General features: G+C 74.8%; 8 protein-coding genes and 1 riboswitch. Of the genes, 3 read left to right on the top strand and 5 right to left on the bottom strand.

Features of this window, described 5'->3' with window-relative positions:
* Window positions 1-68: 68 nt before the first annotated feature.
* The 3 genes from AB0O36_RS29090 to AB0O36_RS29080 are packed head-to-tail and all read right to left on the bottom strand — an operon-like array spanning window position 69 to window position 3,657.
* Window positions 69-1,607: a precorrin-2 C(20)-methyltransferase gene (locus tag AB0O36_RS29090; RefSeq protein WP_365115321.1), complete on the bottom strand. Its 1,539-nt coding sequence runs from the start codon at window positions 1,605-1,607 to the stop codon at window positions 69-71.
* Window positions 1,604-2,251 (bottom strand): precorrin-8X methylmutase, encoded by a 648-nt coding sequence (locus AB0O36_RS29085; RefSeq protein WP_365115320.1) that lies wholly within the window; start codon window positions 2,249-2,251, stop codon window positions 1,604-1,606. Before AB0O36_RS29085 ends, AB0O36_RS29090 begins: the two co-directional genes overlap by 4 nt.
* Window positions 2,248-3,657 carry a cobalamin biosynthesis protein CobG gene (locus AB0O36_RS29080; RefSeq protein WP_365115319.1) on the bottom strand — a complete coding sequence of 470 codons (1,410 nt, stop codon included), beginning with the start codon at window positions 3,655-3,657 and terminating at the stop codon, window positions 2,248-2,250. Before AB0O36_RS29080 ends, AB0O36_RS29085 begins: the two co-directional genes overlap by 4 nt.
* A gap of 911 nt (window positions 3,658-4,568) precedes the next feature.
* A riboswitch (cobalamin riboswitch) is annotated at window positions 4,569-4,643 on the top strand.
* Window positions 4,644-4,695: 52 nt separating this feature from the next.
* Here AB0O36_RS29080 and cobN point away from each other — a divergent pair.
* A complete protein-coding gene (gene cobN, locus AB0O36_RS29075; RefSeq protein ID WP_365115318.1) occupies window positions 4,696-8,343 on the top strand; it encodes a cobaltochelatase subunit CobN in 3,648 nt (1,215 codons plus the stop codon).
* A gap of 494 nt (window positions 8,344-8,837) precedes the next feature.
* Here the strand turns inward: cobN and nadE are convergent, their stop codons facing one another.
* Window positions 8,838-9,668, bottom strand: coding sequence for an ammonia-dependent NAD(+) synthetase (gene nadE, locus AB0O36_RS29070; protein ID WP_365115317.1), 831 nt, complete (start codon window positions 9,666-9,668; stop codon window positions 8,838-8,840).
* A gap of 146 nt (window positions 9,669-9,814) precedes the next feature.
* The gene (locus AB0O36_RS29065) at window positions 9,815-11,005 is read right to left on the bottom strand and encodes an MFS transporter (protein WP_365115315.1); all 1,191 of its coding nucleotides are present in this window, start codon (window positions 11,003-11,005) and stop codon (window positions 9,815-9,817) included.
* Between the two features lie 183 nt (window positions 11,006-11,188).
* On the opposite strand from AB0O36_RS29065, the gene AB0O36_RS29060 reads away from it, so the two are divergent.
* Both AB0O36_RS29060 and AB0O36_RS29055 read left to right on the top strand, forming a co-directional pair.
* Window positions 11,189-13,429 (top strand): terpene synthase family protein, encoded by a 2,241-nt coding sequence (locus AB0O36_RS29060; RefSeq protein WP_365115313.1) that lies wholly within the window; start codon window positions 11,189-11,191, stop codon window positions 13,427-13,429.
* Window positions 13,430-13,532: 103 nt separating this feature from the next.
* Window positions 13,533-14,975, top strand: coding sequence for a S28 family serine protease (locus tag AB0O36_RS29055; RefSeq protein WP_365115312.1), 1,443 nt, complete (start codon window positions 13,533-13,535; stop codon window positions 14,973-14,975).
* Window position 14,976 lies beyond the last annotated feature (1 nt).

Raw genomic sequence — 14,976 nt, 5'->3', positions numbered from 1 at the left:
CGGCTCAACATCGCGACCCCTTGTACGGGTGGGCGGGTGGGCAACCCCCCGCGCGAAGCCCGGCAGCATCACCCCTCCGGGTACCGCCGCGGTGTCCAGGCGATGCGGGCGCCGTCGCCGCGTTCCGTGATCCGGGTCTGGGAGGAGCCGATCAGGAGGATCGTCCGCATGTCGACCTCGGACGGGTCCAGCGTGCCCAGGGTCAGGATGCGGACGGACTGGTCCGGGCCGCCGACGTCGCGGGCCACCACCACCGGGGTGTCCGGGCCGCGCAGTTCCGTCAGGAGGTCGCGGGTCTGTGCCACCTGCCAGGTGCGGCTCCGGGAGCCGGGGTTGTACAGGGCGAGGACCAGGTCCGCGGCGGAGGCGGCGCGGAGGCGTTCCGCGATCACCTCCCACGGCTTGAGGCGGTCGGAGAGGGAGATCGTCGCGTAGTCGTGGCCCAGCGGGGCTCCGGCTGCGGCGGCTGCCGCGTTCGCCGCCGTCACGCCCGGCAGGACGCGTACCGGCACGTCCTTGTACGCGTCCTGGCCGGCGACCTCCAGGACGGCCGTCGCCATGGCGAACACGCCCGGGTCGCCGCCCGAGACCACCGCGACGCGCTTGCCGCGGCGCGCCAGGTCGAGGGCGAACTCGGCGCGCTCCGACTCGACCTTGTTGTCCGAGCCGTGCCGGATCTGGCCGGGGCGGGCCGGAACGCGGTCCAGGTAGGTGGTGTAGCCGATGAGGACCTCGGCGTCGGCGAGCGCCCGCTTGGTTTCGGGGGTCAGCCACAGGGGGCCGGCCGGTCCGGTGCCGACGACCGTGACCTCGCCGGGGCCGGCGGGCTTGGCGCCCGGGTTGCCGATGCGGCTCGGTACGACGGCCACCGCGAAGTAGGGCACGGATTCCGGGTCGGTGTCGGCCAGTCGCCCGGTGCGCTCGCCCGCCATGGTCGCGCGTTCGACGTAGCGGGCCTCCGGCAGCCGGCCGGACGCCTCCATGGCGCGCCGTACGGCGGGGAAGGTGCGGCCGAGCTTCATCACCACGGCGGAGTCGGTGGCGGCGAGGCGCGCCGTGAGCTCCTCCTCGGGCAGGGTGCCGGGCAGGATGGTCAGCACCTCCTCGCCCTCGACGAGCGGGGTCTGCAGCCGGGCCGCGGCGGCGCTCACCGAGGTGACGCCGGGGATGACCTCGGTCTCGTAGCGGTCGGCGAGCCGCTTGTGCATGTGCATGTACGAGCCGTAGAAGAGCGGGTCGCCCTCGGCGAGGACGGCGACCGTACGGCCGGCGTCGAGGTGCACGGCGAGCCGGGCGGCGGACTCCTCGTAGAACTCCTCCATCGCGCCCTGGTACCCGCCGGGGTGGTCGGTGGTCTCCGTGGTGACCGGGTAGACCAGCTGCTCCTCGACGTGGTCGGCGCGCAGGTGGGCCTGGGCGATGGAGCGGGCGATGGAACGGCCGTGGCGGGCGCTGTGGTAGGCCACGACGTCGGCCTCGGCGATCACCTGGACGGCCCTGAGGGTCATCAGGTTCGGGTCGCCCGGGCCCAGGCCGACTCCGTACAGCTTGCCCGTGGTGGTGGGGCCGGTGCTGTTGCCCGTGCCGGTGGTGGCTGCCGTGCTCATTCTTCCTCGCTCGCTATCGCGTTGACCGCGGCGGCCGCGATGGCGCTGCCGCCCCGCCGTCCCCGCACGATCAAGTGGTCCAGGCCGGAGGGGTGTTCGGCCAGGGCGTCCTTGGACTCGGCGGCGCCGATGAACCCGACCGGAACGCCGATGACGGCAGCCGGGCGGGGGGCGCCCTCCTCGATCATCTCCAGGAGTCGGAAGAGAGCGGTGGGGGCGTTGCCGACGGCCACCACGGAACCCTCCAGAAGGCCGCGGTCGCGCCACAGTTCGAGGGCGGCGGCGCTGCGGGTCGTGCCCATGGTGCGGGCGAGTTCGGGCACGGCCGGGTCGGAGAGCATGCACAGCACGTCGTTGTCGGCGGGCAGCCGCTTGCGGGTGACCCCGCTGGCGACCATCTGTACGTCGCACAGGATCGGCGCGCCGGCGTGCAGGGCCGCCCGGGCGCGCAGCACGACCTCGTCCGTGTAGCCCAGATCCCGGGTCAGGTCGGTCATCCCGCAGGCGTGGATCATGCGGACGGCGACCTGGGCCACCGAGGCGGGCAGCCCGGACAGGTCCGCCTCGGCGCGGATCGTGGCAAAGGACTGGCGGTAGATCTCTGCGCCGTCCTTCTCGTACTCGAACACGGTGTAGTCGCTCATCTCTCTGCTGGGGTGTTCCGGGCGTGGGTGAGGGAGGCCGCAAGGTCGGGTCCGGAGGGCACCGGGCGTCCGTGGACCGACAGTTCGTAGCCGTGGCCGGTGGCGAGCACGTCCACCCAGGCGGTGCCGCGGGGGTGGCCGCAGCGTCGTGCGCAGCCGGAGAAGTGGACGGGCAGCGGGGCCGCCCGGCGCTCGGCTCCGGGCCCGGGCCCGGCGGGCCGGGCGAGGGCGGACAGGGCGTCGGCGCGGACGTCCGCGAGGGACTTCGCGCAGCCGGGCCGGCCCGCGCAGGCGGTGACGCCTTCCGAGGGGTGGCCGGGGTCGGTGACCAGTCCGGCGGCGGCCAGCGCGGTGGCGGCCGCCGGGACGGTACGCGCGACCGGACCGGGCAGCACGAAGCCGCGCCAGGGGGTGGCGCGGAGCCGGCCGCCTTCGCCGCCGCTCGCTTCGGCGAGTGCGCGGAGCTGGGCGGCCGTCAGACGGCCGAGGGGGACGCCCACGGCGAGGGCCCCGCCGACCGGGCCGGGGACCGGCGGCTCCGCGGCCGTCCCGGCCGGGGCCGGGACGGCTCGGGCTCCGGGGATGCCCTCGGCCCGCATCAGCGAGGCGAGGCGATCGGCGTCGAGGGCGTGCTCCGGCGGGAGTTCGCGGATCTGCCAGGCGCGGGTGCCCGCGAGCCGGGCGGCGTCCAGGAAGGCGCGCGCCACGACCAGCGCGGCGCGCGGGGCGTCGGCGTGCGCGACCTCGACGGCTTCGGCGGCGTCGCCGGCACGGACCAGGGCCAGGCCGCCGACGGCGCCCCCCGCCCCGGAGCCGTGCGCGAAGCCCTGCCGGGTGCCCGCGCCCGTGCCCGTGCCCGAGTCGGCGTCGGGGGCGACGGGTTGAGCGTCGGGCACGGCCTGGAGCAGGACGTCGGGGTCGAGCGCGGCGACGTCGCCGCGACCGTCGTCGCAGGCGAAGAGGAACCGGCCGGACAGTGCGGCCGCCCAGTCGGCGGAGCAGAGCAGGCGGTCGAGTTCGCGGACCCAGCCCTCCACGTCCGCTCTGCCGCCCGGACCGGTGCCGGTGAGCGGTGACATGACGACGTTACGGATCCGCTCGTGCGTGGGGGCGGGCAACAGGCCCGCGTCCGCGAGCAGTTGGCCGAGATCGCCGCCGCAGCTCGCACCCAGGCCGCGGAGCTGGATGTTGCCGCGCGAGGTCAGGTCGAGCCGGCCGTCGCCGAGCCGGTCGGCGGCGTCGGCGAGTGCACCGGCAGCCGCGCCGGTGAGGAGGCCGCCGGGGATCCGGACGCGCGCGAGGTGGCCGTCGTCCGCCGCGTGCAGGCGGAGCGCGCCCGGGCAGGCGTCACCGCGGTCCCGTATGACGGGTTCGTCCCGGGGGGCGGCGGAGGGATGCGGTGGCATGGCGGCGAGCATACCCACCCGTACGGCGGGTCCCACCTTTCCCCGCCCCGTCCCCGGCGGGGGCGCGCCACACCTCCCACCTGCGTCTCACCGGTCGCCGGCACCGGACCGGCGGGCCTCCGGGCGGGCAAGCGTCGTACGGCGGTGACGGGTGGGACGGGGCGCGGGCCCGCCGTCCGGGTCGCCCCCGGGCGCGTGGGGCGGGGCGGCCGGGTCGGGCGCGGGCAGGCCCCGCGGGGCGGGGTCGGCGGCCCGCGAACACCCCTTCCGGGTCGCTCCCCGGACGCATGGGGCGGAGCGCCCGGGTCGGGCGCGGGCAGGCCCCGCGGGGCGGGGTCGGCGACCCGCGAACACCCCTTCCGGGTCACTCCCCGGCGCATGGGGCGGAGCGCCCGGGTCGGGCGCGGGCAGGCCCCGCGGGGCGGGGTCGGCGGCCCGCGGACACCCCTTCCGGGCCACTCCCCGGAGGCATGGGGCGGAGCGCCCGGGTCGGGCGCGGGCAGGGCCGCGCGGGGCGGGCGGGGCGGGCCACCCCGCGGACACCCCCTCCGGGTCGGCCCCCAGGCGCATCGGCCGAGGCGGCCGGACCAGGCACGGGCACGTCCCACGAGCGGGTGGGGCGGCCCCCCGGCGCCCCCGGCGCCCCCTCCCGGCACTCCCCGCGTACGGGGGAAGGCGCACAAGTCGGCACCGGGCAAGCCCCGCGGGGCGGGCCGCCCGTGGGCGGCCCCTCGCGGTCACTCGCCGGGATGCGGGGCGGGGCGCTCGTGCGCCCCCCGAACACCCGCGCGCCGGGAGCGCTCCGGTGCCGTGCGGAGGTTCGCGGAGCCCCCCTGACCAGCGCCACCGGGCGCCGCTTAGGATGCTCCCGGCGGGTCGACTGGCCCGTCGTCGCCAGGACGGCGACATGGGAGGAAGCCCGGTGCGATTCCGGCGCGGTCCCGCCACTGTGAGCCAGGCCCCCGGGCCGGGCGAGTCAGGAACTCCCGCCGTCCGCACTGCCCGGGGCGCGGAAACCCCGAGGAAGGCTGCCCTCGCATGATCCTTCTGCTGTCGACCTCCGACACCGATCTGCTGAGCGCCCGCGCGGCCAACGCCGCGAGCGCCGCGAACGACGCGGAAGGGCCCGGGCCGTACCGGTTCGCGAACCCCTCCCGGCTGCCCCTCGACGACCTCCCCGCGCTGCTCGACGGCACCGACCTGGTCGTCGTACGCCTCCTCGGCGGTCTGCGGGCCTGGCAGGAGGGTCTGGACGTGCTGCTCGCCCCCGAGCAGACCCGGCCCGTGGTCGTGCTGACCGGCGAACAGGCCCCCGACGCCCAGCTGATGGAGGCGTCCACCGTTCCGATCGGCATCGCCGCCGAGGCGCACGCCTACCTCGCGCACGGCGGCCCGGCCAACCTCACGCAGCTGGCCCGCTTCCTCTCCGACACCGTGCTGCTCACCGGCCACGGCTTCGAGCCGCCGGCCGCCGCGCCGACCTGGGGCCGCCTGGAGCGCGAGACCGTGCCCGGGACCGGGACCGGGACCGGGCCGACGATCGCCGTCCTCTACTACCGCGCCCACCAGATGAGCGGCAACACCGCCTTCGTGCACGCCCTGTGCGACGCGATCACCGAGGCCGGCGGGATCCCGGCGCCGCTGTACGTCTCCTCGCTGCGCAGCCCCGAGCCGGAGCTGCTGGCCGAACTCGGGGGCGCCGACGCCATCGTGACGACCGTCCTGGCGGCCGGCGGCACCCGGCCGGCCGACGCCTCGGCCGGCGGGGACGACGAGTCCTGGGACGCGGGGGCGCTGGCCGCCCTGGACGTGCCGATCCTGCAGGCGCTGTGCCTCACCGGTTCGCGCAGCGCCTGGGAGGAGAACGACGAGGGCCTGTCGCCGCTGGACGCGGCCAGCCAGGTCGCCGTGCCCGAGTTCGACGGCCGGCTGATCACCGTGCCGTTCTCCTTCAAGGAGATCGACGCCGACGGCCTCCCGGCGTACGTCGCGGACGCCGAGCGGGCCGCCCGCGTCGCCGGCATCGCCATCCGGCACGCGAAGCTGCGCCACACCCCGAACGCCGAGAAGAAGATCGCGCTGGTGCTGTCGGCGTACCCGACCAAGCACTCCCGGATCGGCAACGCGGTCGGCCTGGACACCCCCGCCTCGGCCGTGGCGCTGCTGCGCCGGCTGATCGCCGAGGGCTACGACTTCGGCCCGGTGGAGGACATCCCGGGCCTGGTCTCCGGCGACGGCGACGAGATGATCCGGGCGCTGATCGAGGCCGGCGGCCACGACCAGGACTGGCTGACCGAGGAGCAGCTGGCGAAGAACCCGGTCCGCATCCCGGCCGCCGACTACAAGCGCTGGTACGCGCAGCTGCCCGCCGAGCTCCGCGAGGAGGTCGAGGAGCACTGGGGCGAGGCGCCCGGCGAGATGTTCCTGGACCGGACGCACAACCCGGAGGGCGACATCGTCCTGGCGGCGCTGCACCGCGGGAACCTGCTGATCCTCATCCAGCCGCCGCGCGGCTTCGGCGAGAACCCGATCGCGATCTACCACGACCCGGACCTGCCGCCCTCGCACCACTACCTGGCCGCCTACCGCTGGATCCAGGCCGCCGCCGCGGACAACGGCTTCGGCGCCGACGCGATGATCCACCTGGGCAAGCACGGCAACCTGGAGTGGCTGCCCGGCAAGAACGCCGGCCTGTCCGCGGCCTGTGCGCCCGACGCCGCGCTCGGCGACCTGCCGCTGGTCTACCCGTTCCTGGTCAACGACCCGGGCGAGGGCACCCAGGCCAAGCGCCGGGTGCACGCCACCCTGGTCGACCACCTGGTGCCGCCGATGGCCCGCGCCGACTCCTACGGGGACATCGCGCGCCTGGAGCAGCACTTGGACGAGTACGCCCAGATCTCCTCCATGGACCCGGCTAAGCTGCCCGCGATCCGCGCCCAGATCTGGACGCTGATCCAGGCCGCCAAGCTGGACCACGACCTGGGGCTGGCGGAGCGCCCGGACGACGACGGCTTCGACGACTTCCTGCTGCACGTCGACGGCTGGCTGTGCGAGGTCAAGGACGCGCAGATCCGCGACGGCCTGCACGTCCTGGGCGGTGCGCCGACCGGTACCGACCGGGTCAACCTGGTCCTGGCCATCCTGCGCGCCCGGCAGATCTGGGGCGGTACGACGGCCCTGCCCGGTCTGCGAGAGGCGCTCGGCCTGGACGAGTCCAAGGCCACCCGCACCTCCGCCGACGAGGCGGAGGAGCAGGCCCGCGCCCTGGTCGAGGCCATGGAGACGGCGGACTGGAACCCGGCGGCGGTGGCGGAGGTGGCGTCCGGCCACGGCCGGCCGGTGCACGACATCCTGCGGTTCGCCGCCACCGAGGTGGTGCCGCGGCTGGCGGCCACCACCGACGAGCTGGCGCACGCCGTGCACGCCCTCAACGGCGGCTTCGTCCCGGCCGGTCCGTCCGGTTCGCCGCTGCGCGGCCTGGTCAACGTCCTCCCCACGGGCCGCAACTTCTACTCCGTGGACCCCAAGGCGGTGCCCTCGCGCCTCGCCTGGGAGACCGGCCAGGCCCTGGCCGACTCCCTCCTGGAGCGCTACCGCACCGACAACGGCGAGTGGCCGGCCTCCGTCGGCCTGTCCCTGTGGGGCACCAGCGCGATGCGCACCGCCGGCGACGACGTCGCCGAGGCCCTCGCCCTGCTCGGCATCCGCCCGGTGTGGGACGAGGCCTCGCGCCGCGTCACCGGCCTGGAGCCGATCCCGCTCGACGAGCTGGGCCGTCCGCGCATCGACGTGACCCTGCGCATCTCGGGCTTCTTCCGGGACGCCTTCCCGCACGTGATCGGCCTGCTGGACGACGCCGTACGGCTGGCCGCCTCGCTGGACGAGCCGGCCGGGTCCAATTACGTACGGGCGCACGCGCAGGCGGACCTGGCCGAGCACGGTGACGAACGGCGCGCCACCACGCGCATCTTCGGCTCCCGGCCGGGCACGTACGGCGCGGGCATCCTGCAGCTGATCGACAGCCGGGACTGGCGCACCGACGCCGACCTGGCCGAGGTGTACACGGTGTGGGGCGGTTACGCGTACGGCCGCGGCCTGGAGGGCCGTCCGGCGCGTGCCGAGATGGAGTCGGCGTACAAGCGGATCACGGTGGCCGCGAAGAACACGGACACCCGCGAGCACGACATCGCCGACTCGGACGACTACTTCCAGTACCACGGCGGCATGGTGGCGACGGTCCGCGCGCTGCGCGGCACGGCGCCGGAGGCGTACATCGGCGACTCGACCCGTCCGGAGACGGTGCGCACCCGCACGCTGGTGGAGGAGACCAGCCGGGTCTTCCGGGCCCGGGTGGTGAACCCCAAGTGGATCGAGGCGATGCGCCGCCACGGCTACAAGGGCGCCTTCGAGCTGGCCGCCACGGTCGACTACCTGTTCGGCTACGACGCCACGACGGGCGTGATCGCGGACTGGATGTACGACAAGCTGACCGAGACGTACGTGCTGGACCCGGAGAACCAGGCGTTCCTGAAGGACGCCAACCCCTGGGCGCTGCACGGCATCGCGGAGCGGCTGCTGGAGGCGGAGTCGCGCGGTCTGTGGGAGAAGCCGGACCCGCAGGTCCTGGAGGCACTCCGCCAGGTCTACCTGGACACGGAGGGCAGCCTGGAGGGCGAGGCCGAGTAGCGGGTCCACCACGGCGGCATGTGCCACTACTGCGGATGCCGCCGGATTCCGCTGATCCGGGAGTTCATCGCCGGGCACGAGGCGGTGACGGACACGGCGGGTGACGCCCTGCGGGCCCTGGACCGGTGAGATCCGGCCGGGGCCCGCACGCTCGTCCACCGCATGCGCGGCGTCCTGTCGGCGCACTGGCGGGCAGCCGCCCGCCCCGGTGTGGGCAGGCGTCCCGCAGGGCGGGACGGGTGGGCACACCGGGACACCCCCGCCCGGCGGCCGCACCCCCGCCGGCCGAAACCCCGCACAAGTCGCGGGCTCAGCCCCGCAGGATGCCCGTGGCGCAGCCTCGCAAAGCGGCCGGGGCCGCAGCCCCCCGGAGGCCCGGGGCGCAGCCTCGCAAGGCGGTCGGGGGCGCAGCCCCCCGGAGGCCCGGGGCGCAGCCTCGCAAGGCGGTCGGGGGCGCAGCCCCGCTTCGGTTCGGGGGCCGCGCCGTGGCGGAGCTACGGCGCGATCGGCAGCTCGCGCTTGTGCGCCGTCGCCTCGTACCGCCCGGCGATGATCCCGAAGGCCCGCTCGTCGACCGGCTTCCCCTCCAGGAAGTCGTCGATCTCGTCGTACGTGACCCCCAGCGCGTCCTCGTCCGCCTTGCCCGGGTCGAGGTCCTCCAGGTCGGCCGTGGGGGTCTTCCACACCAGCTCGGCGGGCGCACCGAGCAGGTCCGCGACGGCACGCACCCGGCGCTTGGTCAGGCCGGTCAGCGGGACCAGGTCGGCGGCTCCGTCGCCGAACTTGGTGAAGAAGCCGGACACCGCCTCGGCCGCGTGGTCGGTGCCGACGACCAGGCCGCCGGTCGCGCCGGCCACCGCGTACTGGGCGATCATGCGCTGGCGGGCCTTGATGTTGCCGTGCACGAAGTCCCGGTGGTGGGCGTCCCGGAAGACGACCCCGGCGGCGAGCGACGCCTCCAGCGCGGCGTCGGAGGCCGGCTTGACGTCCACGGTCAGCACCTGGTCGGCGCGGATGAAGGCGAGCGCGAGCTGGGCGTCCCGCTCGTCGGCCTGGACGCCGTAGGGCAGCCGCATCGCGTGGAACTCGGCCTGGTGGCCGGCCTCCCGGGCCCGCTCCACGGCGAGCTGGCAGAGCCGGCCGGCGGTGGTGGAGTCCACGCCTCCGCTGATGCCGAGGACCAGCGACCGCAGACCGGTCGAGACGAGCCGCTCGGTGAGGAAGGCCACCCGGCGCTCGATCTCCCGCTCGGCGTCGAAGGTCTCGGCGACCTCCAGCTCCCGGGCGATCTGCTGCTGCAGGGCGATGGACGCCGACTGGCTCACGGCTGCTCCTCGTGTGGTCGTTCCTGGCGTGTGCGCACACACGTACGGCGTGCGCGCGTACGTGCCGCCACAGCCTACTGAGGTTTTCCCGCCACCGTCCCCGCCGTCCGCGCCGTCCCCGCCGTCCCCCGCCCTCCCCGCCCCCGTCAGTCCTCCGTCCGGATCGGCCGCCGGATCAGGTACGCGGCCGCCGAGCAGACCAGGACCGTCATGCAGGCGATGAACACCAGGCCCGCCCCCTCCAGGCCGAGCGGTCCGACCAGCAGGCCCACGCCGATCACCGGCACCGAGATGCCCGCGTAGGCCACCACGAACAGGGCGGAGATCACCGCGGCCCGCCGGTCCTCCGGCGCCGCCCGGGCGACCGCGGACAGTGCCGCGCGGAACGCCAGCCCCTGCCCCACCCCGCCCACCAGCGCGCTCAGCACCACCAGCGCCAGCTGCTCCCAGTAGAGCGCTCCGGCGAGCAGCGCCAGCCCGGCCACCAGGACGGCGCAGCCCACCTGCAGCGAGCGGGCCGTACCGATCGGGCCGACCGCGAGCTGCCCGGCCGTGGAGGCGAAGAAGGCCAGCGCGACCACCAGCCCGCTGACCGCGTGGTCCTCGACGTGCAGGGAACCGGCGAGGAAGGCCGGACTGACCGAGGTGAACACCCCGAAGAGGGCGAAGCCGGCGAAGGAGGCGGTCGCGGCCGGACCGAACACCGGCCGGACCGATGGCGGCAGCGCGGGCGCCTGCGGCCGTACGGCGCCGACCGGGCGCCGGTCCCGTACGGTCTCCGGCAACCGCCCCAGGACGGCGGCCGAGCCGGCGACCAGCACCAGGTGCACGACGAACGGCAGGGTCAGCGGCCCGGGGGCGTACTCCGCGAGCAGGCCGGCGAGCAGCGGCCCGCAGCCCAGGCCGCCCATGGTGGCGGCGGTCGCCACGAAGGTGGCGCGGGAGCCGCCGCCGGGCGGTGCGAGTTCCATCACGTACGCGGTGGCGGCCCCGGTGAACAGTCCGGCGGACAGGCCCGAGAGCAGCCGCCCGGCGTAGAGCCAGCCCAGGCCGGAGGCGAGCAGGAAGCAGACGGCGCTCGCAGCCGCGAAGCCCAGGCCGGTGAAGAGGACCGGGCGGCGGCCCACGAGGTCCGAGGCGTTGCCCGCGAGCAGCAGCGCAGCGATCACCGCGAAGGCGTAGACGGCGTAGACGACCGTGACGGTGAGCTCGGAGAAGCCGAACTCCTCCTGGTAGAGGGGGTAGAGCGGGGTCGGCAGGGTGGTGCCGGCCATGCACACCGCGAACACCGTGCCCGCGAGCAGGCACCGGCTCCAGCCGCGGCGATCACCGTTCATGGCGCAGACGCTTCCCCCGGTTCGAACATCCGTCACGCACCACGGCCGGTCGTCACCCGAACAGGTGAACTCCTCCTTGTCCCGGGGGAGCCGGGGGCAGTGCCCTGCTGATCTCTTGTGGGGGCCCGGTGTGTGCGCCGGTCCCCCACCCCCGCCGCCGTGCGACGAAAGGCATGCCCCGCCGTGACCCAGCCGTTCCGACTGCCGGACTTCTACGTGCCCTACCCGGCCCGACTGAACCCCCACCTCGACGGGGCGCGTACGCACACCAAGCGGTGGGCGCGGGACTTCGGGATGCTGGAAGGTTCCGGGGTGTGGGAGGAGAGCGACCTGGACTCGCACGACTACGCGCTGCTGTGCTCGTACACCCACCCCGACTGTGACGCCGAGGCGCTGTCCCTGGTCACCGACTGGTATGTGTGGGTGTTCTTCTTCGACGACCACTTCCTGGAGACCTTCAAGCGCACCCAGGACCGGGCCGGGGCCCGCAGGTACCTGGACCGGCTGGCCGCGTTCATGCCCATGGACCTGACCGCCGGGTTCCCCGAGCCCACCAACCCGGTGGAGGCGGGACTGGCGGACCTGTGGGCGAGGACCGTGCCGGCCATGTCCTCGGACTGGCGGGAACGATTCGCCGAGAGCACCCGGAACCTGCTCGACGAGTCCATGTGGGAGCTCGCCAACATCGACATCGGCCGGGTCGCGAACCCGCTGGAGTACATCGAGATGCGCCGCAAGGTGGGCGGCGCCCCCTGGTCGGCGGGTCTGGTCGAGTACGTGGCCGCGGAGGTGCCGGCCCGGGTCGCGCGCTCCCGGCCGCTGCGGGTGCTCCGGGACTCCTTCTCCGACGCCGTGCACATCCGCAACGACCTGTTCTCCTACCAGCGGGAGGTCGAGGACGAGGGCGAGCTGTCCAACGCCGTGCTGGTCCTGGAGACCTTCCTGGGCTGCTCCACCCAGGAGGCCGCCGAGCTCGCCAACGACCTGCTGACCTCCCGGCTGCACCAGTTCGAGCACACCGCGCTGACCGAGGTGCCGGCCCTCGCGCACGGGCACGGGCTCACCCCGGACGAGACCGCGGCCGTCCTGGCGTACACGAAGGGCCTGCAGGACTGGCAGTCCGGCGGCCACGAATGGCACACGGTGTCCAGCCGCTACATGAACGAGGGGGCCCGCACCACGGCACCGCTCAGCCTCCCGTTCATGCCGACCAGGCCCGGCACCACGGCGCTCGACCCGCGCTCGCTGTTCACCCCGCGGTCCGCGGCGCTGCGCCGGCGCAGCTTCACCCACGAGCCCTTCCGGAAGGTGGGCCCCTCGCTGCTGCCGGACTTCCACATGCCGTTCCCGCTGACCCTGAGCCCGCACCTGGACCGGGTCCGCCGCGAGCTCGCCGACTGGGCCCTGCGGGCCGGGCTGCTCGGACCGCAGCCCGGCGACCCCGGCTCGGACATCTGGAACGAGTCCCGGTTCAGGGGCTTCGACTTCGCGCTCTGCTCGGCGGGCTTCATGCCGGACGCCTCCCCCGGGGACCTCCTGCTGAACGCCCAGTGGCTGGCCTGGGGCACGTACGCCGACGACTACTACCAGAAGGCGTTCGGCAGCACCCGCTCCCCCGTGGCCGCGCGGGCCGCCACGGCCCGCCTGGCCGCCATGATGCCGCTCGGCCCCGGCGAGGGGACCGCACCGGTCACCGCGCTCGAACGAACCCTGAAGGAGCTCTGGACGCGGACCGGCTCCGGCCTGGCGGAAGGGCCCCGGGCGGCGCTCCGGGCCGGGTTCCGGGACGTCATGACCGAGATGCTGGACAGCTGGGTCTGGGAGATCGACAACGGCGCCGCCCACCGGATCCCCGACCCGGTCGACTACGCGGAGATGCGCCGGACCGGCTTCGGCTCGGACCTGATGCTGTTCCTGGTCCGGCACGGGCGCGGCAGCCGTGGGCTGCCGCCGGAACTCCACGGGAACGGCGTGATCCGCTCGATGGAGAACGCCGCCTCGGACACCGGCGCCATGATCAACGACCTGTTCTCGTACCAGAAGGAGATCGAGATCGAGGGCGAGGTGCACAACCACGTCCTGGTCACCCAGAACTTCTTCGACATCGACTACCCGGCGGCGTTCCGGATCGTGGCGGACCTGCTGAGGCGGCGCACCGAGGAGTTCGAGCACATCCGGGACCACCAGCTGCAGGTGCTGTGCGAGGACCTGGGACTGGACTCCGGTGCCCGCGCCGCGGTCGACGCCTGGGTCCGGGAGCTGGAGGACTGGCTCGCGGCGCTCCTGCACTGGCACCGCAGCGTCCGCCGCTACCGCGACGAGGACCTGTATCCGGGGCCCACCGGGCTGACCCCGGGCTCCTGGACGGCCGGTTTCGGCATGTCGGCGGCCAGGCTCGCCTTCACGGCGGGGCGCCCGTCCTGACCTCCCCGCACACCTTCGTCGCCGCTGTCTTCCCCCGTGCGGGGGAGCCGGTTTCCTCGCTCGGGGGATCCGCCGGGCCCCGTTGAGGCGGTTGCCTGGGTACATGAACCACACGTGGAAGCGCCTGCTGATCGTGCCGCTGCTGAGCGGCGTGCTGACGGTGACCGGGGTGTCCGGCCCGGCCGCGTCCCCGGCCGCGGCCGGCGGCCGCCCGGCCGCCGAGGACGTCCGCGCCCGGGAGGACACCGGTGCCGGGGAAGACACAGGTACCGGGGAAGACACAGGTACCGGGGAGGCCGGTGCCGGGGAGGACATCCGCGCCCGGCTCGCGGCCGTTCCCGGCATGCGCGTGCTGGGCGAGCGGCCGGCCGGCGCCCCGGGACAGACCGTCCTGGACCTCTCCTTCCGCCAGCCGGTCGACCACCACCACCCCGGCGGCGAGTCGTTCGAGCAGCGGCTGACGCTGGTGCACAAGTCCACGCGGCGGCCCATGGTGCTCTATTCCGGCGGGTACGACCTCGGGTCGGCGCCGCAGCGCCCGACCGAGCCGACCGAGCTGCTGGACGCCAACCAGATCACCGTGGAGCAGCGCTTCTTCGGCACCTCCCGGCCCGCGGTGACCGACTGGTCCAAGCTGACGATCCGCCAGGCGGCCGGCGACCACCACCGGATCGTCACCGCCCTGAAGCGGGTGTACGGGGGTGCGTGGATCTCCACCGGGGGCAGCAAGGGCGGCATGACGGCCGTCTACCACCGCCGCTTCCACCCGGACGACGTGGCCGGGACCGTCGCGTACGCCGCCCCGAACAACACGGACGACCGGGACGACAGCGCCTACGACGCCGCCCTGGAGCGGGTCGGGACCGCGGAGTGCCGTGCGGCCCTGAAGGCCGCGCAGCGCGAGGCCCTGCTCCGGCGGTCGGCGATGACCGAGCGGTACGCGCGGTGGGCCGAGGGCGAGAAGGCCGGCTTCGAGATCATCGGCAGCGTGGACCGCGCCTTCGAACTCGCGGTCCTGCGGCTGCCGTTGATGTTCTGGATGCACCAGCCCGCGGACGGCTGCGCGGCCGTGCCGACGGCCGCGTCCGACGACGACGCCCTGTACGCCTGGGTGGCCCGGGTGAGCGTCCTGCCCGTGTACGCCGACCGCACCCTGGCGGACTTCACCCCGTACTTCCACCAGCTGGGCACCGAGCTGGGGTACCCGCAGTTCGCCGCTCCGCACCTGGACGGGCTGCTGCGGTACCCGGGCATCCAGGAGGTCCGCTCCTACGTGCCGCGGGACGTCCCGCTGCGCTTCCGGCCCGGCGCGATGGCGGACGTGGACCGCTGGGTCCGCCACCGGGGCGGCTCGCTGATGTTCGTCAACGGCGAGAACGACGTGGCCGTCGCGGAGCCCTTCCGGCTGGGCCCCGGCACCCGTGACTCGTACGCCTTCACGGTGCCGGAGGCCAACCACCACCTCTCCATACGCAGCCTGCCGCCGGCCGACGCGGCCCGGGCCACCGAGGCCCTGCGCCGCTGGGCCGGCGAAGGACCGCGATAGC

The sequence above is a fragment of the Streptomyces sp. NPDC089799 genome (assembly GCF_040684755.1).
Lineage (GTDB): Bacteria > Actinomycetota > Actinomycetes > Streptomycetales > Streptomycetaceae > Streptomyces.
This window is presented reverse-complemented; position numbering and strand designations above follow the sequence as displayed.